The following is a 22,071-nucleotide window of genomic DNA, read 5'->3' as shown; positions in this document are numbered from 1 at the left end:
ACCCGGCACAATGCCCGGCGTACGCCGGGCATTAATGGTTATTTCGCGTCGTCAGGCAAAGCATAGGCCACGATATAGTCGCCCATCTTCGTACCAAACGAACCGTGGCCTCCGGCAGAAACGACCACGTACTGCTTACCGTTTACCTCATAGGTCATCGGCGTTGCCTGGCCTCCGGCGGGTAAACGTCCCTGCCACAGTTTTTCCCCGTTGCTCATGTTATAAGCGCGCAGGTAGTTGTCGGCGGTCGCGGCGATAAACAGCACGTTACCGGCGGTTGAGATTGGCCCGCCCAGCATGGGCATTCCCATGTTGAACGGCACCGGAACCGGCATCGGAAACGGCATACTGTCGCGCGGCGTCCCTATACGTTTCTTCCACACGATTTCATTGGTCTTCAGATCCAACGCGGAAATATAGCCCCAGGCCGGTTGTTTACACGGCAGGCCAAACGGTGAAAGGAACGGATTCAGCGTGACGCCGAACGGTACGCCGTACTGCGGCTGAATACCCGCTTCTGTACCGGTACCTTTCGCGTCTTTCGGCGGTTCCATTGGATTACCCGGGCCGCGTGGGATCAGCTTCGAGACAAACGGCAGCGCCATCGGGTTAGCGATAGCGACCTGACGGTCTGGATCGACGGAAATACCGCCCCATTCAAACATCCCCAGGTTGCCAGGGAAGACCAATGTCCCCTGCTCGGATGGCGGGGTGAAGATACCTTCATAGCGCAACTGGTGGAACATAACGCGGCACACCAGTTGGTCGAACATGGTCGCGCCCCACATATCCGCGCCGGAGAGATCTTTTTTCGGGCGGAAGGTTAAATCAGAGAACGGCTGAGTTTTGGCGACATAATCGCCTTTTGCCGCGCCCTGCGGGACCGGTTTTTCCGGAGCGGGCACGACCAGCTCGCCATTACGTCTGTCCAGCACAAAGATATTACCGGTTTTCGCTGGCGCATAGATAACCGGAACGGTAGTACCGTCAACGGTAATATCCGCCAGCGTCGGCTGTGCCGGCAGGTCCATATCCCACAGATCGTGATGGACGGTCTGATAACTCCAGGCCAGTTTCCCGGTGGTGGCATTCAGCGCCAGGATGGAGCTGGCATAACGTTCCTGCTCCGGCGTGCGGTTACCGCCCCAGATATCCGGCGTGGTCACGCCCATCGGCAGATAGACCAGATCCAGTTTCGCATCATAGGCGGCAGGCGCCCAGGAGTTCGGCGAGTTAAAGGTAAAAGCGTGCTCATCGGCTGGAATCGCGTTCGGATCTTTCGCCCCAGGATCGAAGGCCCACAGTAGTTTACCGCTATTAACATCAAAACCACGGATAACGCCGGACGTTTCGCGAGTAGAGAAGTTATCCGTGACCGAACCGGCAATGACAATCGTTTTATCGGTGATAATCGGCGGCGACGTCGGTTCATACAGTCCCGGCGTGGTATCCGGCATATTGGTTTGCAGATTCAGGACGCCTTTGTTGGCGAAGGTTTCACACAGCTTGCCGGTTTCGGCATTCACCGCGAAAAGGCGACCGTCGTTGACCGGGAGGATAATGCGGCGCGGACAGTCGGCGATGACCTCCGGCGAGGCGGTATCCGCTTTGGCCTCATGATAAGAGACGCCGCGGCAGGTCACATGCTGGAAAGACGAATCGGTCTTCAACTGAGGATCAAAATGCCACTTCTCTTTACCGCTGGCGGCGTCCAGCGCGAACAGACGCTGGTGAGCTGTACACAGATAAAGCGTATCGCCGACTTTAATCGGGGTCACTTCGTTGGTGATTTCGCCCGGATCGTTGGGTTGTTTCAGATCGCCGGTGCGGAAGACCCACGCTTCTTTCAGTTGGTGAACGTTATCCGCAGTGATCTGTTTCAGCGGCGAATAGCGTTGGCCTTCCTGATTACGTCCATAGGCCGGCCAGTCTTCGTCGGCGATCGACGAGCTTGTTGCGGCGGGCGTGGCGTCGGCGCGAAGCGTACCGTTGATCTCCTGCGGGTCGTTGAAGCCAGCCCAGGTCAGAATGCCGCCGCTAATCAGCAGCGCCACGACCAGTGCCGCCACTGCGCCGCTGGAAGGAACCACCAGCCGATGCCAGACAAACGGCAATATTAGCCAGATGCCGAAAAACACCAGGATATCGCTACGCGGCGTGAGCGCCCAGAAGTCGAACCCGACTTCCCACACGCCCCAAATCATTGTCGCCAGCAGCAGGGCGGCATACAGCCACAGCGCGGCACGTTTACTGCGCCATAGCAATCCGGCCACAACCAGCATCACGAGGCCCGCGATGGGGTAGTACCAGGAACCGCCAATAGCAACCAGCCAGACACCTCCGATAAGAAGATACAGCCCACAAAGTGCTGCAAAGAGGGCCGTCAGCGTCACGAGTAATCGTGGCGATCGTGCGTTATTTTCTGCCATAAAAAGACACCATCCCAAATTGTTAATTTTTTAGTAGCAATTAAGTATAGGAATTAACATGTGTGATCGTCATCACAAAATGAGCTTTCTTATCAAATGCCGCGAATGAATACGTTTGCTGTTATACTGCGTGCCTTGCGCGTCAATGCGGCGTTATTAGTCACCGGCATTGAGTGATTTGTTTTTAAATCATATGGTTATAAATATGAAACATACTGTTGAAGTCATGATCCCCGAAGCGGAGATCAAAGCACGTATTGCCGAGCTGGGTCGTCAGATTACCGAACGTTATAAAGACAGCGGCAGTGAAATGGTGCTGGTAGGTCTGTTGCGTGGCTCATTTATGTTTATGGCGGACCTGTGCCGTGAAGTTCAGGTTCCTCATGAAGTCGATTTTATGACCGCCTCCAGTTATGGTAGCGGTATGTCCACCACCCGCGACGTGAAAATCCTCAAAGATCTGGATGAGGATATTCGTGGTAAAGACGTGCTGATTGTCGAAGACATTATTGATTCCGGTAATACGCTGTCGAAGGTCCGTGAAATCCTGGGCCTGCGCGAGCCGAAATCGCTGGCGATTTGTACGCTGCTGGATAAACCGTCTCGCCGCGAAGTGGACGTGCCGGTTGAGTTCGTTGGCTTTTCGATTCCGGACGAATTTGTAGTCGGTTACGGTATCGACTACGCCCAGCGTTATCGCCATCTACCGTATGTTGGTAAAGTGGTGCTGCTGGACGAGTAAGCGCAGAAATGCCGGATGGCGTCGCTAAAGCGACTTATCCGGCCTATAGCTAATGGCTTATTGGTGGGGAATGTATTTCAGACTTAGGGCGGAGATACCCTTATGATAGCCGTTCTCCAGCGTTTCTCTGTTGGTGGCGGTGACGTCAAGATCGCGCAGCAGGCCATCATTGATACTGTATGCCCAGCCGTGAATGGTCACATTCTGACCGCGTTTCCACGCTGACTGCATAATGGTGGAATGCCCCAGGTTATAGACCTGCTCCATGACGTTCAATTCATAGAGCGCATCCAGACGTTGCTCTTCGGGCATTTTTCCCAACAGCGAGCTATGTTTAAGCCAGATGTCGCGGATATGCAGCAGCCAGTTATTAATCAAGCCCAGCTCAGGGTTTTCTACCGCAGCCTTGATACCGCCGCAACCGGAGTGGCCGCAAATGATAATATGCTCAACTTCCAGAACATCTACCGCATACTGAACCACGGAGAGACAGTTCAGATCGGTGTGAATAACCAGGTTAGCCACATTACGGTGAACAAACAATTCGCCCGGTTCAAGCCCGGTTAAACGCTCTGCGGGAACGCGGCTGTCGGAACATCCAATCCATAGAAAGCGCGGTTTTTGCGCTTGCGCCAGTTTCTCAAAAAATCCGGGGTCCTCTTCCACCAGCATTTTTGACCATAGTGCATTGTTGCTGATGAGTGTATCTATGTCTTTCATGGAAGTTAACGACCTGTAACCAAATAAGTGCGTTGGGCTAATATAGGGCAACTCCGTAATTATTTAAACCATATATAAAGTGTAAGAACGTAAAGTAAGTGAGAATTTATGACCATTGCGCTGGAACTTCAACAACTTAAAAAAACCTATCCCGGCGGCGTTCAGGCGTTGCGCGGCATAGATTTGCAGGTCGAAGCGGGGGATTTTTACGCGCTTCTGGGGCCAAATGGAGCAGGGAAATCGACCACCATCGGTATTATCAGCTCATTGGTTAATAAAACGTCCGGGCGCGTTAACGTTTTTGGTTACGACCTGGAAAAAGACGTGGTTAACGCCAAGCGACAGCTTGGACTGGTGCCACAGGAGTTTAACTTTAACCCGTTTGAAACGGTGCAACAGATCGTAGTGAATCAGGCTGGTTATTACGGCGTGGAACATAAAGAGGCAGTTTTACGTAGCGAAAAGTATTTAAAACAGCTCGATCTGTGGGAAAAACGTAATGAACGCGCGCGGATGCTGTCCGGTGGGATGAAACGCCGCCTGATGATCGCCCGCGCGCTGATGCATGAGCCTAAGCTATTGATTCTCGATGAGCCGACGGCGGGCGTCGATATCGAATTGCGTCGCTCAATGTGGGGGTTCCTGAAAGATTTAAACGCCAAAGGCACCACGATTATTCTTACCACCCACTATCTGGAAGAGGCAGAAATGCTGTGCCGCAATATCGGTATTATTCAGCACGGCGAGCTGGTGGAAAATACCTCCATGAAAAATCTGCTTTCAAAGCTGAAATCGGAGACGTTTATTCTGGATTTAGCGCCAAAAAGCCCGCTACCTAAGCTTACGGGTTATCAATATCGTCTGGTGGATACCTCGACTCTGGAGGTGGAAGTGTTACGCGAGCAGGGGGTTAACAGTGTCTTTAGCCAACTGAGCGAGCAGGGGGTTCAGGTATTAAGTATGCGTAATAAAGCCAACCGTCTGGAAGAACTGTTTGTGTCGCTGGTGCATGAAAAACAAGGAGATCGCGCATGATGCAGCTTTACTGGGTTGCCCTTAAAAGCATCTGGGCGAAAGAGATCCACCGCTTTATGCGGATCTGGGTGCAAACGCTGGTGCCGCCTGTCATCACCATGACGCTCTATTTTATTATTTTCGGTAACCTGATTGGTTCGCGCATCGGCGAAATGCATGGCTTTAGCTATATGCAATTTATTGTGCCGGGCCTGATTATGATGGCGGTCATTACTAACTCCTACGCCAATGTGGCCTCCTCGTTCTTTAGCGCCAAGTTTCAGCGCAATATTGAGGAACTGCTGGTCGCGCCGGTGCCAACGCACGTGATCATCGCCGGATTTGTCGGCGGCGGCGTGGCGCGTGGGCTGTGCGTAGGGATTCTGGTGACGGCGATTTCGCTCTTTTTCGTGCCTTTCCAGGTGCATTCCTGGGTATTTGTCGCGCTAACGCTGATTCTGACCGCGATTCTGTTCTCGCTGGCCGGACTGCTGAACGCCGTGTTTGCGAAAACCTTTGACGATATCAGTCTGATCCCGACCTTTGTGCTGACGCCGCTGACCTACCTCGGCGGGGTATTTTACTCGCTGACGCTGCTGCCGCCGTTCTGGCAAGGGTTGTCGCACCTGAACCCGATCGTCTACATGATCAGCGGTTTCCGTTATGGTTTTCTGGGTATCCATGATGTGCCGCTGGTGACGACGTTTGGCGTACTGGTGATCTTTATCGCTGCTTTCTATCTGCTGTGTTGGTCGCTGATCCAGCGCGGACGCGGTTTGCGTAGCTGATACGATTCTCCTCTTCTCCTGGAGGGAAGAGGAGACTTTTGACGGCTGTCATCATTCCTGATTGGTAACCCTGATAAACTACTTGCCTGCTAAGGAGGTAGGCTATGTTAGGTTGGGTGATTACCTGCCATGACGATCGTGCACAGGATATGCTTGATCGCCTGGAGAGAAAAAATGGTCCGCTGGCGCAATGCCGGGCGGTCAATTTTTGGCGCGGTCTGAGCTCAAACATGCTGAGCCGCATGATGTGTGATGCCCTCCATGCCACCGATTCCGGTGAAGGCGTGATATTTTTAACCGACATTTCCGGCGCGGCGCCTTATCGTGTAGCGTCGCTGATGAGCCATAAACATCCTCAATGTGAAGTTATTTCAGGCATTAGCTATTCATTGATAGAGGAAATGATTCCTTTGCGAGAGTCGATGAGCAGTTCAGCATTTCGCGACCAGATTGTCGCGCTTGGCGCGCCGGATGTCACCAGTCTCTGGCATCAGCAGCAGAAAAATCCGCCTTTTGTATTGCTGCATGATTTGTATGAGTTTTGATCAATACCATTGACGACGCTTTTGCTACAATAACGGCGTTTTTTCGCCTCGGTTATGATATATGGTTATGCGCGTTGTTCTTATCTTGCTGTTCTTTTTCGCCGGTAATGTGTTGGCTGCCTTGCCCGCTCGTTATATGCAAACGACGAAAGATGCCGCCATCTGGTCGCAGATTGGCGACAAAATGGTGACCGTAGGGAATATCCGCGCCGGACAAATTCTTTCCGTAACGCCTGTTGCGGTTGATTATTATGCCTTTAAATTTGGCTTCGGTGTGGGGTTTATCGATAAAGGCCATCTGGAACCCGTGCAGGGAAAACAAAAAGTGGAAGATGGGCTGGGCGATCTTAACAAGCCGCTCAGCAATCAGAATCTGGTGACCTGGAAGGACACGCCGGTGTATAACGCGCCGGACATCAGTAGCGCCCCGTTTGGCGTATTGGTGGATAATTTGCGTTACCCCATTATTAGCAAGCTGAAAGGCCGGCTACATCAAACCTGGTATCAGATCCGTATTGGCGACAGGCTGGCTTATGTCAACGCCATGGATGCGCAGGAAGACAACGGCATTCCGATTTTGACCTATCATCACATTTTACGTGATGAAGAGAATACCCGTTTTCGCCATACCTCCACCACGACTTCGGTTCGGGCATTCAGCAACCAAATGACCTGGCTTCGCGATCGCGGCTATGCCACGTTGACGATGTACCAACTGGAGGATTACATCTATAACCGCGCTAATTTTCCGGCGCGCGCGGTGGCTATCACCTTTGATGATGGCCTTAAATCGGTGAGTCGCTATGCGTATCCGGTATTAAAGCAGTACGATATGAAAGCGACGGCATTTATTATCTCATCGCGTATTAAGCGCCATCCGCAAAAATGGAATCCCAGGTCGCTGCAATTTATGAGCGTGTCCGAATTGCGCAAGATAAGCGATGTTTTTGATTTTCAGTCGCATACCCATTTTTTACACCGGGTAGACGGGCATCGCCGCCCGATTTTATATAGCCGCAGCTACCATAATATTCTGTTTGATTTTGAACGCTCGCGGCGGGCGCTCACACAGTTTACTCCGCACGTATTTTATCTTTCTTATCCCTTTGGCGGCTATAACGCGACCGCGATCAAAGCAGCAAAAGACGCCGGTTTCCATCTGGCGGTCACCACGGTGAGAGGGAAGGTGAAGCCGGGAGATAATCCGATGCTGCTCAAAAGGTTGTATATTTTACGCACAGATTCGCTGGAAACGATGTCGCGGCTGATAGTCAATCAGCCGCAGGGGTAGTTTACTCGTAGGTTACCTGGAAGGTGACAGACGATCCGAAAATACCGGGTGTCACGGCCTCCGTCCCTGTTTTGACCAGCTTTGCTTTAAAGTTGGCGTTTACTGAGGTCACAGGCATCCCGATTATCTCGCCCACGGCAATGGCTTCTGGCGAACTGTCGGCATGAATTTGCGAATAGGCCGGTGAGCTTATTTTTACGCCGACGCCGCCAGCCGCGGTAACGCTTGAGTTGCTGGTAATCGAGTTGGTAAACAGGTTCTTATCCGCATTGGTATATGAGGATTTCGCCACGAACGAGACTGCAATCGTCCCGGTACAGGTTCCGGTAATCTGAAAAGGCACCTCGGTGGTCTGATCTTTCTCCACGTCGCTTCGGTACCAATCACCTAAATTCACGGTGGTGGGCGCGGTAAGAATACAGGTCGGTTCGGAGAATGGAATGTTAAACATCATATCAGAAATGGTGATTAGCGGGCGAGGATGGTCAGATTCAGAACCTATGGGGTCTCCGAGAACAATGTGCCCCAATGGGCCGCCGATTGAGCTAATAAAACCGACTCCCGAAGGCACGCCATTAAAGCCGGGCATCTGGTAGATTTCCATCACGGCGTACCATTTTTTTTCATGTTCGAAATAGCCTTCGTTGTCGTCAGCATAAGCGGTCATATAATATTGACCAGGATTGACGGGAAACCATCCGGTAATGCCTTTCCCTGCGGGGTATAACCCAATGGCATACGTAATGCCGGGTATATTGGTGCGAAACAACGCCTTACCGTCGACATACCCTTCAAGTAAGGTGTTGTCCGTCATCTGGTAAATGTTCTCTCCATCATCCCCCACTGCACAGTGGCTATGCATTTCCGGCGTTAATTCCATCGTAATACCGCTAGCCAGCAGCGTGGCGGTTTGCACCGAGGGGTGAAAGGTAATGATTGGTTGAACGCCTGGCGACATTATCTGTCGTGTATCGCCATTGTAAAATTTACATTCCAGGGCACCATAGGCTACGCCGGATGCGCTCAACAATAACAGTGCGGCCAGATAAGGGAATAGCTTCATCATAAATCCTTTTATTCGTAGCTGACGTCAACCAACACGTTGCTGGTGACAACGCCGCTGACAACTGCGCCCGTATTCTGATAGCGCGCGTAAAACTGATAATCCGTTAAATACAGCGAACTGCTTTTTCCGCTGACGTCGTAAACTACGTTAGAACTGCCATCGCTGTTTAAGACGTTAGTTTTATAGTCTGCCGAGAAAATGACGATCCCCACGTTTTGCGCCGCGCCTGTTGTGGCATCATTTTTGAAAACCTGGTTTTGGTTGCTCCAAAAACCGGATTGCGGCGTAAAGCTGAACATCAACTGCTTGATGCTACTGTTATCTGCACAGTCTTCGAGACGCACGTTAAAAGGCGTGCCGCCCGCCTCGTCGGTAGGCGCATATTTACTGCTGCCGTCGTTATTGTAAAACCATGCCCGCGTGACGTTGGGAAGGTAGACTTCCCCCCCATTTTCCAGACTGAGTTTGCAGGTGCTGTTAACAATACTGGCGGTCAGATTGATATCCAAATTGGAACCCGCCTGGCTGATGCCAGACCAAAACCCGCCCGTCAGACCCATAAGCAACACAAGACCGGGCTGGCGTAAAAGAAACAGTAATTGTTGCATAAACAAAACACCTGAAAATTAAGGGTATGTCACAACAAAGGTGACCGGAGCCGTGACATCGCCGGCGGTGACGTCGCTCAGGCTTTTACCGTTTGCCACCACAATGCGTGACGTCATTGGGTAGGTACCCGCACCGTTGGTAATGGTCACCTCCTGTGCGGCTGGTGGCGTTTTACAAGACAGTTTCACCCCCGTGTCTGCATCGCCGCCCCAAATTTCGAAGGCGGTATTCAGGCCCGCCGCGTAAGAATCGCCGTCTAAATTATCACCGGAGCAGGTGCCGCCGGTGCCCGCTTTTGCTTCTACTTCTGCGATGGTTACGCCGGAACAATTGCTGAAGACAATGCTCAGTGGCATCGCTTTCTTGTTAAGATCCGATTTATATGTCTCACCATAGCCAATGGTGCTAACATTTTTTCCGTCACCATTAACGACGATAGCTTTACAGGTACCGGTTGTCACTGTGGTCTTAAAGGTCATTTGTACACTGTCGGTACCGGTAATAGCGGCTCTGACCACTCCAGAGAATAAGACGGCAGAAACGGATAATGTGATTAAAGCGGATGTAAATTTCATAGTGATGCTCCGTAGATCTGCGTTAATTACTCGTAGCTAAATACGAAAGTCGCAACGGCTGAGAAAGCCCCTGTGGTAGCCGAATTTGCCTTGGTCTCTTTCATGATGGCGATCAGCGGAACCTCTTTACTGTTAATTTCTACCTCACTCCAGACCAGACGTTCTGAATCGGCGGTGGAGTTAATAACAAAAGGTTCATCTGGTTTGGATGCGCGCGCAACTGACACCCCTATATAGTCGGCTGAGCCTTTTGTTCCACTCGTTAATATTTTTGTTGAATACCCGGATGGCGTTCCGTTGATTGATGTCTTTAATGATTGAAGCGATGCCGGGCATTCAACAATCACTAATTTAAAATCTGCCGTTGCTGTTCCCGCTCTTACATCATCAATACGAACTTCACCACTACTATTACCAATGATTAATTCCTGTACCGTGTCGGAGCCTGTACCACCGACCAGTTTCATGTTACACGTCGTCTCTAAAATTGTGGCCGTGAAATTAACATCTAGGTTAGTGGAGTTAGCGGCAAGCGCGCTTCCAGAAGCTGCCATTACGGCAAGTGCCGCGATGGGAAGACTGAGGCGGTTTCTTTTCATATAAACTCTCATTAGTTTTTCCCTAAACAGGTCATTACAGGTGACAAAGTTGATTGCTCAGTACGGGGGTGAGTCCCGCTTTTGCCGTGGTTTCAGCTAATTGGTAACGCACCGTACAGGTACTTTCTTTACCACTGCCCCACACCACGCGAAGTTCGCCTTGCGGTTCTACGCCGCGCACGTACGCCTGTCCGGCCTGGCCTACGGTACCGACAGTTTCATTTTTCTCGTTAAGGACATCTGCGCCTAAAGGAATAAAGCCTTTATCGCTACGCAGTAATTCCAGAATCAGTGAGCGACCTTCATCGGTTTCAAAATTCACCAGCACAACGGCGCCGCTGCGCGGTACGGTAACCGTGCTGGTGCTTTTGATTTCAACATCGTTCTCCAGTGTACTGATATCCAGTGACACCCGGTTTTCGCGGTAGGCTGACATATACGGTAAAATGCCATAGCCTGAGCTGCCGATTTCGCTGCTGCTGTAGCCCAGTCCTGCGCCTTGTGCGCCGCTGGCTTTCACCAGTGCGACGGCGTCGGTTTCGCCAATGCTGCCCGGCGCGAACGCTACGCCGCCAGAATGCAGCACCATGCCACCGCTGTAACTGGCGGAATATTGCTGGCTATTGTCGTCGCCAAACGAGGCGGAAAGCCCTAATGGGCCATAGCTGCTGTTAAGGGAGCCAAAGCCACTTACCTGATTCAGGTTGCCGTAATTACCGCTGCTGGAGGTGGCGCTCACGGAGTAGCTGATGTCGCTATCTTTGGTATTACCGCTGGCGGTGGAGTTGACGTTAGTACCGCCCTTCATGTCAGAACGCAGGCCCATGTTGATATTGGAGAAACCGCCAGAGCGTTCCCCGTTGTGGGAGAACATACTCAACGGAATACTGAAACTTAAATAGACGCTGTCGTCTTTACTGCCGTTCTGGTCATAGGCGCGTTGTAATGACACGCTATAGCTGCCATAGGCAAAACTGTTGTTGTAACCCACGCTATAGTTGGCCGTGGAGCCCGCATCATTCCAGTAGTCCTGCCATGTTCCGCTGACATACACAGAGCCCCAGGTTGTTTCTCCCTGGTTTAAGGGCTGGTTGATGCTGATTTGCACCTGATTTTTGGTACGCTGGTAATCGTCATATAACTCATCACCTGAGCGATAACTTTGCTGCGCATATTGCTGATGTTTAACGCTGTCTTGCAAAGACGCGGCGTCATTCAGGCTGAGGTAGTCTTCAGTAGAAAAACGATAAGCGGCGACGTTAAATGAGGTATTGGTCGCCTCGATCATTTTGCTATAGGTCAGCCGGTAGCTTTGCCCGCTGAGCGTGCCTAAATCATCAATACTGGCGTGAGATTGCGTCACATCAAAGGCGAATGCGCCAATACCGGTGTTCATTGCCAGACCTAATAGCCCAGCATAGAAATTCATATCGGTATACTGCGCGCCGATATAGCCGGTAAAGGTGTTGTTCAGGCCATAGTAAAACTGCGCGTAACCCACTTGCGGTTTATCATGTAAAGAATCATCGTTCAGCTCGCCGACGCCGATATCCCAGCGTGTCGCGCCGGGGCGTAACATTTGGGTGACTGACGAAAAGGGAACGGTAAAGCTGCGTTTGCTGCCGTCCGCTTCTTCTACGGTGACCAGCAGATCGTTACCATAACCTGTGGTGCTAAGGTCGTTAATCTCGAACGCCCCCGGCGGTACGGTGGTTTCGTAGATTTTATTGCCGCTTTGCATCACCGTGACTTTGGCATTGCTGTTGGCGACGCCGCGGATAACAGGCGCGTAGTTGCTGGAGCCCATCGGTAACATGCGGTCATCGTTATACATCCGTATCCCGCTCAGGCTGAAGGAGTCAAACGCATCGCCACGGGTGTAGGAGTCGCCTATCACCATTTGCGCTTTCAGCGCGGTGATATCTCGCTGTAAATAAACGTCCTGATTGTTGTATTCGCTACCGGTATCTTTGTTCCAGTTAAGGCTACCTCGGGAACGCAAACGCCACGGTCCCATATTTAAACCGTAACGTAGCCCCACGTAAGCGGTATCGGACGTTGTGCCATTGCCTTCACTGTGCCAGGCGTTCATATCATAAGAGACGATGGCCGCCGGAACGCCATCTTCCCACAGTGAGGGGTCAACATACCCGGCAGGACGTTTCAGGATATAAATCTGCGGGAAGTTGAGATCCATCGCCTGTTTGCCGGAATCGTAATTCGCCGTCGCACCGGGGTAGTATTTTTTTATATCCAGACACGTGGTGTTGTCGTCGACCTCGACGTCATCGCGCATTGCGGCGGGATCAACACCTGCCTGGGTGAGTAAAAGCGGCGTCAGACATGCACTGGCGCGTGGCGTACCGTTTTCATTAAAGGTAATTTCAGAGGTAGATTTCAACGCATTGTTAAGATTCACTTTCACACGATAGGTTCCGGCAAGCACCGGGTTGCCATACGCATAGCGACTAATATCGATATTAGCGCTGCTATTAAGTAAAAATTGCTCGTTAAATTCTACGGCTTCGTCCGACTCAACAACGGTTTTTTCTGCTGCTGAATTTGCAGCAGAAACGGAAAAAGGGAGTGCAGCGCCAATAGTAAGACATAATAATGAGCGTTGAAATAGCATTGTTTTTCCGAATAATTAACGTGGACCAGAATGGCCCACTACATTGGTACGTAATTGTTATAATTGATTAGTCTATTTTGGCTTCTCGTTTATTTGTGCCACCATTGTCATTAATGGTGCTATAGATAACGGTACCGTTAATATTATTCGAAAGGCCTTTTACGGGCATGCTGACCCCGCTAAAGGGTAAAACGGATTTGCTGTCGACAGTATATTCTTTACCGCCCACTTTTAATTTTACGTTGGAAATAGAAACGTTGTACGCGCTGTCATTTTGGGCAAATAGTGAAAGCGTATTGTCTTCTTTTTTCTGCGACCATTTCAGGTTTGCAGCCGCATCGCCAGGCGTGCCTTTCAGGCCATCCGGGCGGAAAAATAATTTGATCCGCGTGCGAAAGGCGAGTTGAAGTTGATTTAAACTCTCGCCTTCTTTCGCTTTTGATTTTGGCGGAATTTCCAGCACGTTAAACCAAAACAGCGATTCCCGATCCTGAGGTAATGCGCTACCCATATACGTAATACGCAAGGATTGCCCTTTTTGTGGATCGATACGAGATACCGGAGGCGTAATGACAAACGGCAGTTTTAGCTCCTGCGGGTCAACACCGTCACGCCCGTCATCCAGCCAGGTTTGCACCAGTAGAGGTTTATTGCCCCGGTTATCCAGGTTCACAATCACGTCTTTTGATGACGCTGGGTACACAATACGTGTTCCGGAAATGACGATATCCGCGTTTACCTGGAATGTGGTAAATGCCGTGAAGGCCGCGGCAGCGAAGCAGGTGGTTTTAAATCCCTTTGTAATAACCGTATTGACCATTTTACCCTCCCTGTAGGTATACTTTAAAATTAAAATCCCCCAGCACAGCCGCTGAGGGATTGGCTAATCTTTTTAAATACAAAGGATTAGTTATAAATAACGGTGAAGGCAACTTGTGCCTGTACGGTTCCTGCCGTTACCGGGCTGGTGTCTGCATTCCACTTCTGGCCTTGGGTGTAGGCTACGCGGTAGAACAGGTCACCAGTGCCATCAGCGGAAATAGTGGCTTTCTGCGTGTTGTTAGTCTGGTCAATTTTGATCAGATCGGTAGCGCCGTTACCGTTGTTAGCCAGCACCAGGTTAACGTTTTCTGCTGCTCCTTGCAGATTAGCCGGTGGTACTAACAGACCACCTGACGTTGAGCTGGAACCGCCCCAGGAATTAAACTGCGCGGAGGCATCTTTTACCGTTGCGTTATCACATTCGCTCAGATTCAGAGTGAACTGTTTTTCGCCCAGAGTACTGTTATCACCCAGTGCGGTAGCGAAGTTTTTAACAAAAACGGTATCCAGCGTAATGTCAAAATCATTACCGTCTTGATCTATTTTATTATCAAGAGAGATTTTACAGGTATTGTTAGAAACCAGACCGTGGAAAGTAATAGTACCCGTATCTGGATCTGCTGCCATTGCAGACCCGGCACTCAAAGTCATTGCAATAAAAGCGGCTACGCCATATTTTCTGAAAAACATTTAGAATATCCATATTTTAGTGATAAATATAAATAAAATATATTTATATATCTTATTTGTTGAAATATTAAATTTCGAGACGGATTTTATAGAGAGTGGCGATGAAAGGGAATAAAGCCATCCATTAGAAATACTTTATGTTTTTTTAAGTAAAACTAATGCTTTATTATTTAAGCAATAAGATAAATAATAAATAATATTATTTATTGGTGATTTAAAAAAAAGACAACCCGTCCCAAAATACGTTTTTCTGGAAGGGTTGTCCTATTATTGAAAATCAGGCAACCTGTACCGGAATAGCTTTCGCGGTGCGCTTCATTTCGTTGTCGCCTTCAAAATAGGCCACTTTCGGACGCCATGTACGCGCTTCTTCATCAGACATGGTGACGAAGCTGGCGATAATCACAATGTCGCCAACTTCAGCGCAGTGCGCCGCCGCACCGTTCACCGAGATGATTCTGGAGCCGCGTTCAGCCGCAATCGCATAGGTTGAGAAACGTTTCCCATTGGTCACGTTCCAGATATCAATCGCTTCGTTTTCCAGAATACCGGAGGCATCAAGGAAATCCTGGTCAATGGCACAAGAACCTTCGTAGTGCAGGTCCGCCTGCGTGACTTTTACGCGGTGGAGCTTGCCTTGCAGCATGGTGCGAATCATAACTTCTTTACCCTGTCGTTTACCTTGGCTAAGCAGGCGCTTGTGGCCTGCTTTGGAAATTCTCAGGCAGTATTGCCCGATTTTTAACCCCTGTCTACTGGGCTAATGTAACGCTTTGATTATCGATCAGACGCGCCTGACCCAGCCAGGCGGCGGCCAGAATCACTGCGCGTTTGCTGGTTTCCGTCAGCTCCTGCAGCGTGTCGGCATCACGGATTTGAATGTCGTCGGCACGGAAGCCTTTTTCATTCAGTTCCTGTTCGGCAATGGCAATAATCTCTTGCAGCTCACGCTCACCCGCAATCAGTTTTTCAGCGATGCTATTCATCACGTTGTATAGACCCGGCGCAATTTTGCGCTGCTCTGCGGTCAGATAAGCGTTACGTGAGCTGAGCGCCAGACCGTCTTTAGCGCGAATAATCGGCACACCGACGATCTCAATGTCATAACCCATATCCGCCACCATTTTGCGGATCAGCGCCAGCTGCTGGAAATCTTTCTCGCCAAAGCAGGCGATATCCGGCTGGATAAGGTTGAACAGCTTGCTGACGATGGTCGAGACGCCGCGGAAGTGGCCCGGACGGCTGGCGCCTTCCAGCATGGTAGAGAGGCCGGGAACGTCAACGTATGTCTGTCCTTCCAGCCCCTGTGGGTAGATTTCCTCAACGGCTGGCGCAAAGACATAATCGACTTTGCGTTTGTTCAGCTTTTCACAATCTTCCTGCAGCGTGCGCGGATAACGCACCAGATCGTCCGGCCGATCAAACTGCATCGGATTGACGAAAATGCTGACGATCACCACATCAGCCCGGGCTTTTGCCTCATCGACCAGCTTCATATGGCCGTCGTGCAGGTTGCCCATGGTGGGAACCAGTGCGACGCGTTTACCTTCCTGACGCAGACGACGAATATGCTGGCGCAGCAGCGGCAGGGTTTCAATGATTAGCACAACAAAACTCCTTGAGTTGCTTGATGATCCTGCCCGATGGCGCTGCGCTTATCAGGCCTACATCCGTTGAGGATCTGTAGGCCGGATAAGACGCGTCGCGTCGCCATCCGGCACGGTCAGAAAAATTAGTGAAAGCTGTGTTCTTCGCCCGGATAAACGCCGGACTCCACTTCAGCCATATACTGCTGTACGGCGGCGCGCATGTCGCCCGCTTCGGCAAGGAAATTTTTCGCGAATTTTGGAATATGACCGCCGGTGATGCCAAACGCATCGTGCATCACCAGGATCTGACCGTCGGTGACGTTGCCCGCGCCGATGCCGATCACCGGAATCGACAGCGCTTCCGTGACGCGCTTCGCCAACTCAACCGGCACGCATTCCAGCACCAGCAGTTGAGCGCCAGCGGCTTCTAAAGCCAGCGCATCATCCAGCAGTACCTGCCCGGCGTCGCCGCGGCCCTGAATTTTATAGCCGCCGAAGATATTCACCGACTGTGGCGTTAGCCCCAGATGACCACAAACCGGCACGGCGCGTTCGGTGAGCATTTTCACCGTATCAACCAGCCAGGCGCCGCCTTCAATTTTGACCATATTGGCCCCCGCACGCATCACGATAGCCGCGTTTTCACATGCCTGTTCCGGGGTGGCGTAAGCCATAAACGGCAGGTCGGAGAGCAATAGACAGTTGGGCGCGCCGCGGCGTACCGCGCGGGTGTGGTAGGCGATATCTTCCACGGTGACCGGCAGGGTGGAGTCGTGCCCCTGAATTGTCATGCCCAGAGAGTCGCCAACCAGCATCACATTGATACCTTCGTCGGCAAATAACTTAGCGAAGCTGTAGTCGTAGGCGGTAATTGTCGCGAAGCGTTTTTTCTCTTGCTTGCATTTCTGCAGCAGTGAAATGGTGGTGGGTTTCATAACGTTTCCTGATGGTAAAAGTTATATTTCCCGGCATTCTAACAGTCATATTCAGGGGGGCAATTGATTTAAGCAATCGTTTGGCGCTAAAGCAGTAAACGCTAAAGGGGAGGCGATGTTTTACCAGTGGGCGGGTTTTGCAGCACCAAGATGGGTGAGATGCTGATGCAGGCTGATACCATCCGGAAAGATCAGATCAGGAGCGATTTCGAATAACGGCCACAGCATAAAACCGCGGTTTTTCATGTCGTAGTGCGGCACGGTCAGACGGTCGGTGTTAATGACTTCATCGCCAAACAGCATAATGTCGAGATCCAGCGTGCGCGGCCCCCAGCGTTCGGCCTTGCGCACCCGGCCCTGTTGCAGCTCAATGCGCTGGGTATGGTTAAGCAATTCTTCGGGGGCGAGAGCGGTATCCAGCGCCACCGCAGCGTTCAGGTAATCGGGCTGATCCTGTGGGCCAAGCGGCGGCGTGCGGTAAAACGAAGAAACCGTGACGATACGGCTATCGGGAATGTCGGCGATAGCCTTCAGGGCGGCATTGACCTGCTCCAGCGGAGAGGCCAGATTACTGCCAAGCGCGATATACGCGATCGTCATACGGTGCCCTCGCGGCGCGGCGCGCGTTTGCGCGGACGTGAACGGCGGCGGCGTGGAGCAGGATCGTCGTCCAGCTCGTTGAGCATCCCTTTTTGTTCCGGCGGCGCGGAAGCTTGAAACTCGGCCCACCACTGCGCCAGACGTTGCAGTTCAGTATTATTTTCCACCTGAGCGCGCAGCTCCAGTAAATCAAACGCGGCGCGGAATTTGGGATGTTCCATCAGTTTCCAGGCGCGTTTGCCCTGGCGTCGCGACATGCGTAACTGAAGCTGCCAAATATCACGGGTAAGCGTGGTAAGGCGTTTCGGGATCGCCAGTGAACGGCAGGCCTCATCCAGCACATCATTCATGGCCAGCGCGAAAGCGTCGTAATAGGCCAGACCGCTCTCCTGAGCGATTTTTTGCGCCATCTCCAGCAGCGGATACCAGAACATGGCGGCAAACAAAAATGCCGGATTAACGCGCATCTCGTTACGGATGCGGTTATCCGTATTCTTCAACACCTGCGCAATGATGCGTTCCATTGCGCTGTCGCCGTTTTCGGTGAAATAACGCGTAATGGTAGGAAACAACGGCTGGAAGAGGTGGTATTCCCGCAGTTGTTGATAGGTTTCGTAACCGTTCCCCGCCTGCAACAGCTTCAGCGACTCTTCGAACAGGCGCGCGGGAGGAATGTCGTTTAGCAAGGTTGCCAGACGCGGGATTGGCTCAGCCGTTTCAGGGCTGATACGCATATTGAGCTTCGCAGCGAAACGCACGGCGCGCAGCATTCGAACCGGATCTTCGCGGTAGCGCGTTTCCGGATTGCCGATCAGGCGAATCACGCCTTCTTGCAGATCCTGCATCCCGCCGACGTAATCGCGCACGGTAAAATCCGCTACGCTGTAGTAAAGGCTGTTGATGGTGAAATCGCGGCGCTGGGCATCTTCTTCGATAGAACCGAAGATGTTGTCGCGCAGCAGCATACCGTTTTGCCCACGCTGGGAGGTCGTACGGTCGCTTTCACTGCCTTCATGATGACCACGAAACGTTGCCACTTCGATAATTTCCGGGCCAAACATCACGTGAGCCAGGCGGAAACGACGTCCCACCAGACGGCAATTGCGGAATAATTTCCGTACCTGATCCGGTGTTGCGTTGGTAGTCACGTCGAAATCCTTCGGCTTTTTGCCGAGCAGGAGATCGCGGACGCCGCCGCCGACCAGGTAGGCTTCATAGCCCGCTTTGTTCAGCCTGTACAGTACCTTGAGGGCATTTTCACTGATATCTTTGCGGGAGATAGCGTGCTGTTCACGCGGGATAATCGTCATATGTGGACGGGCGACGGCTTGTTCTGCCTCGCTCTCCTCGCGGCTTAACACCTTACGGCAAAAATTAGCGACTCGGGTAAAAATAGCGCACCTCGGTAGTGTCATACATTAATAAGATCAACTTACTCTATGTCTTTCGCATTACGGCAGACGGGCGTAAGAGAGCAACGCGACCTGGGCTGTAAGCATCATTAACGCCGCAGCAATGCGAAAGACGATGAGCAAAAATAGCGGCTAATCATAGCTCAGCGAGACGCATTTGAGAATGCCGGATTTACATTAGCCGATGTGGGTACGGCTGTAAGCCTCCAGTGCGCCACCGCAAAGCGCAGCAACTCCTCAACAGACATCTCCTGCCACGCTACGACGGCGCGTTGGCCTAAAAAGCGCAATGCCTGGACCAGTACCGGGCGCGGATCGCCTGTCGCAAGCGCAGGGGCATGATTTTGCTTGGAAAGTTTAGCGCCTTGTTCGTTGAGCGCCAGCGGAAGGTGCACGTAGCCTGGCGCACGCCAGCCAAACTGTTTATACAGCGAAAGTTGTCGGACAGTGGGTTCGATTAAATCTGCGCCGCGGACGATCTCCGTCACCCCCTGAAAATGATCGTCGACCACCACGGCCAGATTATAAGCAAACAGTCCGTCGCGGCGGTGGATAATAAAATCTTCGCTCGCCAGCTGCGGGTCAGCCTGGATGTCGCCGCGCAAGGCATCATGGAAATGCATCACCGGATGCTGCTGTTTAATTCTGACGGCGGCATTCTCCGGCCCATGGCATAACGTCCGGCAATGGCCGTCGTAAATACCACCCAGACGTTGAATGCGCGAGCGGGGGCAAGTGCAGTAGTAGCTCAGTCCCTGATCGTGAAGCCAGGCCAGCGCCTCGCGATAAGCCTCATGACGCTGTGATTGCCATAAGACCTCGCCATCCCAGTGCAGGCCGTAATGTTCCAGCTGGCGCAGAATGGTCGCTGCGGCACCGGGAACTTCACGTGGGGGATCGATATCCTCGATGCGAACGCGCCAAATTCCGCGTTGCGCACGGGCCTGTAGATAGCTGCCGAGGGCGGCGATTAACGAGCCGAAATGCAGTTCGCCGGATGGCGACGGCGCGAAACGGCCAATATAGAGTGAGTCAGTCATGCTGCGGGCAATAAAGAATAAGGCGGGAAAACTCCCGCCTGTCATAAATAGGGTAGAAACGTACGGGATTAACCCGCCATCTGTTTTTCGCGAATTTCAGCCAGCGTTTTGCAGTCGATGCACAGATCGGCTGTTGGACGCGCTTCCAGGCGGCGGATACCAATCTCCACCCCGCAGGACTCGCAATAACCGAAGTCTTCATCTTCCACTTTCTTCAGCGTTTTCTCGATCTTTTTGATCAGTTTGCGCTCACGGTCACGATTACGTAACTCCAGGCTAAACTCCTCTTCCTGCGCGGCGCGATCGACCGGATCGGGGAAGTTGGCGGCTTCGTCCTGCATGTGCGTCACAGTGCGATCGACTTCATCCCGGAGTTGATTACGCCATGCTTCAAGAATACGCTTGAAGTGCGATAGCTGGGCTTCGTTCATATACTCTTCGCCCGGTTTCTCCTGGTACGGCTCCACCCCAGCGATGGCGAGAATACTCAGGGACGATGTTTTACGGTTTTGCCCTTCTTGCATGTTGCTTCTCCTTAACACGCACTATCGATCCCCATGTTCGGGGGAAAATCAGGTCGCTATAAATAGCAGATGCTTTTCCGGATAGCAATTATCTAAACGTAACACTTGACAACCCTGTGAGGAAAAGCGTATTTACGCACGCGGCCAGAATACTTAATAATCAGGCTGTTATTCCACTACAACGTTATGGGTACTGGTTCGTTCAGTTCCATTTTTTGGGCTGAAAGTTCTGCTTTATAAGCTAAAACTTCCACGCCTTTATTCTGAGCCTCGCTCAATAGCTGCGCGTATTTTATATCGATATGACGTGCGGGTGAAAAACGTGTAATGGCGGAGTGCAGCACCGCGAACACCACCACTGCGCGATGACCTGCCGCCGCAACGCCCATCAACTCCCGAAGATGTTTTTGCCCTCGTTCGGTGATGGCGTCGGGAAAATAACCGTTTTCTTTTTCCGCTAACGTGACCGATTTCACTTCAATATAGCAGTCCGGGCGGAAATCTGCCTGTAACATAAAATCTATACGGCTGCGCTCGGCGCCATATTTGACTTCACTTTTCAGAATATTGTACCCCGCCAGCGCCGGCAGGCGATTCTCCTGAATCGCTTCTTTCGTTAGCTGGTTCGCCCGCAGCGTATTCACGCAAATGAATGCGCCGGATTGCGTTTCAGTCAATTCCCAGGTATGCGGATATTTGCGTTTAGTATTTTCTGATGTCGAATACCAGACGGTATCGCCAGGCGTGGCGCAGCCGGTCATCGCGCCGGTATTAGGACAGTGCAGCGTAAGCGTTGTACCGTCAGGGGTGATCACATCGGCTAAAAAACGTTTATAGCGCTGAATCAGCGTAGCGCGTTGTAAAGGGGGGGAGAATAGCATCGACATTCCTTCATTATTATTCGCTCAGCGTCCAGCGCTGCAGCTCGGCATAGCGGGTACGGCCTTGCCCATACGAAGAGGCGTAAAGCGCAAACGACGTGACCGGAAATGACCAGCAAAAGCCCGGCGGCGGGATAGCCACCGTATGGCTGGCGTCGCGCAGCAGCGTAATATGCGGGTGAAAAGGCTGCGGGCTTTGGTAACAACCGCTGCGGGCGGCCTGCGCGCGCAGCATATTAGCCAACTGCAACAACCCGCGCGGCGGCTGGCGCATCCCCAGCCACACCACGCGCGAACGCAGCCACTGACCGGCGTCATCCAGATGTAGCGTAAAGCCCGGCTGGCGAATTCGTCCGGCCAGTTGCGCAAGCGCGCGCTGCTTATCGCTACTGACGTCGCCTAAAAAGGCCAGCGTCAGGTGTAGGTTCGCCGCTGCGACGGGGCGTCCGTCTTCAGACGCAAAATGGGCGGCGCGCCAGGCGATAATTTGTGCGCGCGCGTCGTCGGGTAAGTCAATCGCAAAAAACAGCCGTTTTGGCTCAGACATAGGGATACTCGGTTATGGATT

23 protein-coding genes are annotated in these 22,071 nt (G+C 51.9%); 5 read left to right on the top strand and 18 right to left on the bottom strand.

The features are described from left to right. Window positions 1-38 precede the first annotated feature (38 nt). Window positions 39-2,429, bottom strand: a complete 2,391-nt coding sequence (locus HU143_RS18240) for a glucose/quinate/shikimate family membrane-bound PQQ-dependent dehydrogenase (RefSeq protein ID WP_000829727.1) — start codon at window positions 2,427-2,429, stop codon at window positions 39-41. Between the two features lie 205 nt (window positions 2,430-2,634). On the opposite strand from HU143_RS18240, the gene hpt reads away from it, so the two are divergent. Beyond that, on the top strand, window positions 2,635-3,171 hold the full coding sequence (gene hpt / locus HU143_RS18235; RefSeq protein ID WP_000683342.1) for a hypoxanthine phosphoribosyltransferase: 537 nt from the start codon (window positions 2,635-2,637) through the stop codon (window positions 3,169-3,171). A 57-nt stretch (window positions 3,172-3,228) separates the two neighbouring features. Here the strand turns inward: hpt and can are convergent, their stop codons facing one another. Further along, complete coding sequence (gene can, locus HU143_RS18230; RefSeq protein WP_000651591.1) at window positions 3,229-3,891, bottom strand: carbonate dehydratase; 663 nt, start codon at window positions 3,889-3,891, stop codon at window positions 3,229-3,231. A gap of 108 nt (window positions 3,892-3,999) precedes the next feature. Between can and HU143_RS18225 the strand changes: the two genes are divergently transcribed. The 4 genes from HU143_RS18225 to HU143_RS18210 all read left to right on the top strand — a co-directional run bounded on the left by HU143_RS18225 (window position 4,000) and on the right by HU143_RS18210 (window position 7,529). Next, the gene (locus tag HU143_RS18225) at window positions 4,000-4,926 is read left to right on the top strand and encodes an ABC transporter ATP-binding protein (protein WP_000150625.1); all 927 of its coding nucleotides are present in this window, start codon (window positions 4,000-4,002) and stop codon (window positions 4,924-4,926) included. Continuing rightward, window positions 4,923-5,693, top strand: a complete 771-nt coding sequence (locus HU143_RS18220; RefSeq protein WP_000983418.1) for an ABC transporter permease — start codon at window positions 4,923-4,925, stop codon at window positions 5,691-5,693. The genes HU143_RS18225 and HU143_RS18220 overlap by 4 nt, the downstream gene beginning before the upstream one ends. Window positions 5,694-5,797: 104 nt before the next feature. Next, on the top strand, window positions 5,798-6,238 hold the full coding sequence (locus HU143_RS18215; RefSeq protein ID WP_000901966.1) for a PTS sugar transporter subunit IIA: 441 nt from the start codon (window positions 5,798-5,800) through the stop codon (window positions 6,236-6,238). A gap of 61 nt (window positions 6,239-6,299) precedes the next feature. After that, the gene (locus HU143_RS18210; protein WP_000245322.1) at window positions 6,300-7,529 is read left to right on the top strand and encodes a polysaccharide deacetylase family protein; all 1,230 of its coding nucleotides are present in this window, start codon (window positions 6,300-6,302) and stop codon (window positions 7,527-7,529) included. A gap of 1 nt (window position 7,530) precedes the next feature. On the opposite strand, the gene HU143_RS18205 is transcribed toward HU143_RS18210, so the two are convergent. From HU143_RS18205 to thpR, 16 genes are all read right to left on the bottom strand, one after another. Then, the gene (locus tag HU143_RS18205; RefSeq protein ID WP_000765500.1) at window positions 7,531-8,592 is read right to left on the bottom strand and encodes a fimbrial protein StkG; all 1,062 of its coding nucleotides are present in this window, start codon (window positions 8,590-8,592) and stop codon (window positions 7,531-7,533) included. 11 nt (window positions 8,593-8,603) lie between these two features. After that, on the bottom strand, window positions 8,604-9,203 hold the full coding sequence (locus HU143_RS18200; protein ID WP_001186615.1) for a fimbrial-like protein: 600 nt from the start codon (window positions 9,201-9,203) through the stop codon (window positions 8,604-8,606). 18 nt (window positions 9,204-9,221) lie between these two features. Further along, window positions 9,222-9,779: a fimbrial protein gene (locus HU143_RS18195; RefSeq protein ID WP_000673423.1), complete on the bottom strand. Its 558-nt coding sequence runs from the start codon at window positions 9,777-9,779 to the stop codon at window positions 9,222-9,224. 26 nt (window positions 9,780-9,805) lie between these two features. Then, a complete protein-coding gene (locus HU143_RS18190) occupies window positions 9,806-10,390 on the bottom strand; it encodes a fimbrial protein (protein WP_023234443.1) in 585 nt (194 codons plus the stop codon). Between the two features lie 22 nt (window positions 10,391-10,412). Next, a complete protein-coding gene (locus HU143_RS18185; RefSeq protein ID WP_017465641.1) occupies window positions 10,413-13,010 on the bottom strand; it encodes an outer membrane usher protein in 2,598 nt (865 codons plus the stop codon). 67 nt (window positions 13,011-13,077) lie between these two features. After that, on the bottom strand, window positions 13,078-13,830 hold the full coding sequence (locus tag HU143_RS18180; RefSeq protein WP_023210168.1) for a fimbrial chaperone: 753 nt from the start codon (window positions 13,828-13,830) through the stop codon (window positions 13,078-13,080). Between the two features lie 86 nt (window positions 13,831-13,916). Further along, entirely contained in the window at window positions 13,917-14,522 is a 606-nt protein-coding gene (locus tag HU143_RS18175) for a fimbrial protein (protein ID WP_000466117.1), read from the bottom strand. A gap of 277 nt (window positions 14,523-14,799) precedes the next feature. Beyond that, window positions 14,800-15,180: an aspartate 1-decarboxylase gene (panD, locus tag HU143_RS18170; protein ID WP_000621526.1), complete on the bottom strand. Its 381-nt coding sequence runs from the start codon at window positions 15,178-15,180 to the stop codon at window positions 14,800-14,802. 94 nt (window positions 15,181-15,274) lie between these two features. Continuing rightward, window positions 15,275-16,129, bottom strand: a complete 855-nt coding sequence (gene panC, locus HU143_RS18165; protein WP_023227149.1) for a pantoate--beta-alanine ligase — start codon at window positions 16,127-16,129, stop codon at window positions 15,275-15,277. Between the two features lie 125 nt (window positions 16,130-16,254). Beyond that, a complete protein-coding gene (panB, locus tag HU143_RS18160; RefSeq protein ID WP_000805487.1) occupies window positions 16,255-17,046 on the bottom strand; it encodes a 3-methyl-2-oxobutanoate hydroxymethyltransferase in 792 nt (263 codons plus the stop codon). Window positions 17,047-17,166: 120 nt separating this feature from the next. Then, window positions 17,167-17,646, bottom strand: coding sequence for a 2-amino-4-hydroxy-6-hydroxymethyldihydropteridine diphosphokinase (folK, locus tag HU143_RS18155; RefSeq protein ID WP_000150777.1), 480 nt, complete (start codon window positions 17,644-17,646; stop codon window positions 17,167-17,169). Next, window positions 17,643-19,040 (bottom strand): polynucleotide adenylyltransferase PcnB, encoded by a 1,398-nt coding sequence (gene pcnB / locus HU143_RS18150; RefSeq protein ID WP_125540466.1) that lies wholly within the window; start codon window positions 19,038-19,040, stop codon window positions 17,643-17,645. The genes folK and pcnB overlap by 4 nt, the downstream gene beginning before the upstream one ends. A gap of 161 nt (window positions 19,041-19,201) precedes the next feature. Further along, entirely contained in the window at window positions 19,202-20,098 is an 897-nt protein-coding gene (gene gluQRS / locus HU143_RS18145; RefSeq protein ID WP_023227150.1) for a tRNA glutamyl-Q(34) synthetase GluQRS, read from the bottom strand. A gap of 68 nt (window positions 20,099-20,166) precedes the next feature. Continuing rightward, window positions 20,167-20,622, bottom strand: a complete 456-nt coding sequence (dksA, locus tag HU143_RS18140; RefSeq protein ID WP_001155232.1) for an RNA polymerase-binding protein DksA — start codon at window positions 20,620-20,622, stop codon at window positions 20,167-20,169. Window positions 20,623-20,798: 176 nt separating this feature from the next. Beyond that, window positions 20,799-21,503 carry a DNA/RNA nuclease SfsA gene (gene sfsA, locus HU143_RS18135; protein ID WP_000899412.1) on the bottom strand — a complete coding sequence of 235 codons (705 nt, stop codon included), beginning with the start codon at window positions 21,501-21,503 and terminating at the stop codon, window positions 20,799-20,801. Between the two features lie 16 nt (window positions 21,504-21,519). Further along, complete coding sequence (gene thpR / locus HU143_RS18130; protein WP_001748937.1) at window positions 21,520-22,050, bottom strand: RNA 2',3'-cyclic phosphodiesterase; 531 nt, start codon at window positions 22,048-22,050, stop codon at window positions 21,520-21,522. Between the last annotated feature and the right edge of the window lie 21 nt (window positions 22,051-22,071).

Origin of the sequence: Salmonella sp. SJTUF14076, assembly GCF_015534835.1 — a bacterium.
GTDB lineage: Bacteria > Pseudomonadota > Gammaproteobacteria > Enterobacterales > Enterobacteriaceae > Salmonella > Salmonella enterica.
This window is presented reverse-complemented; position numbering and strand designations above follow the sequence as displayed.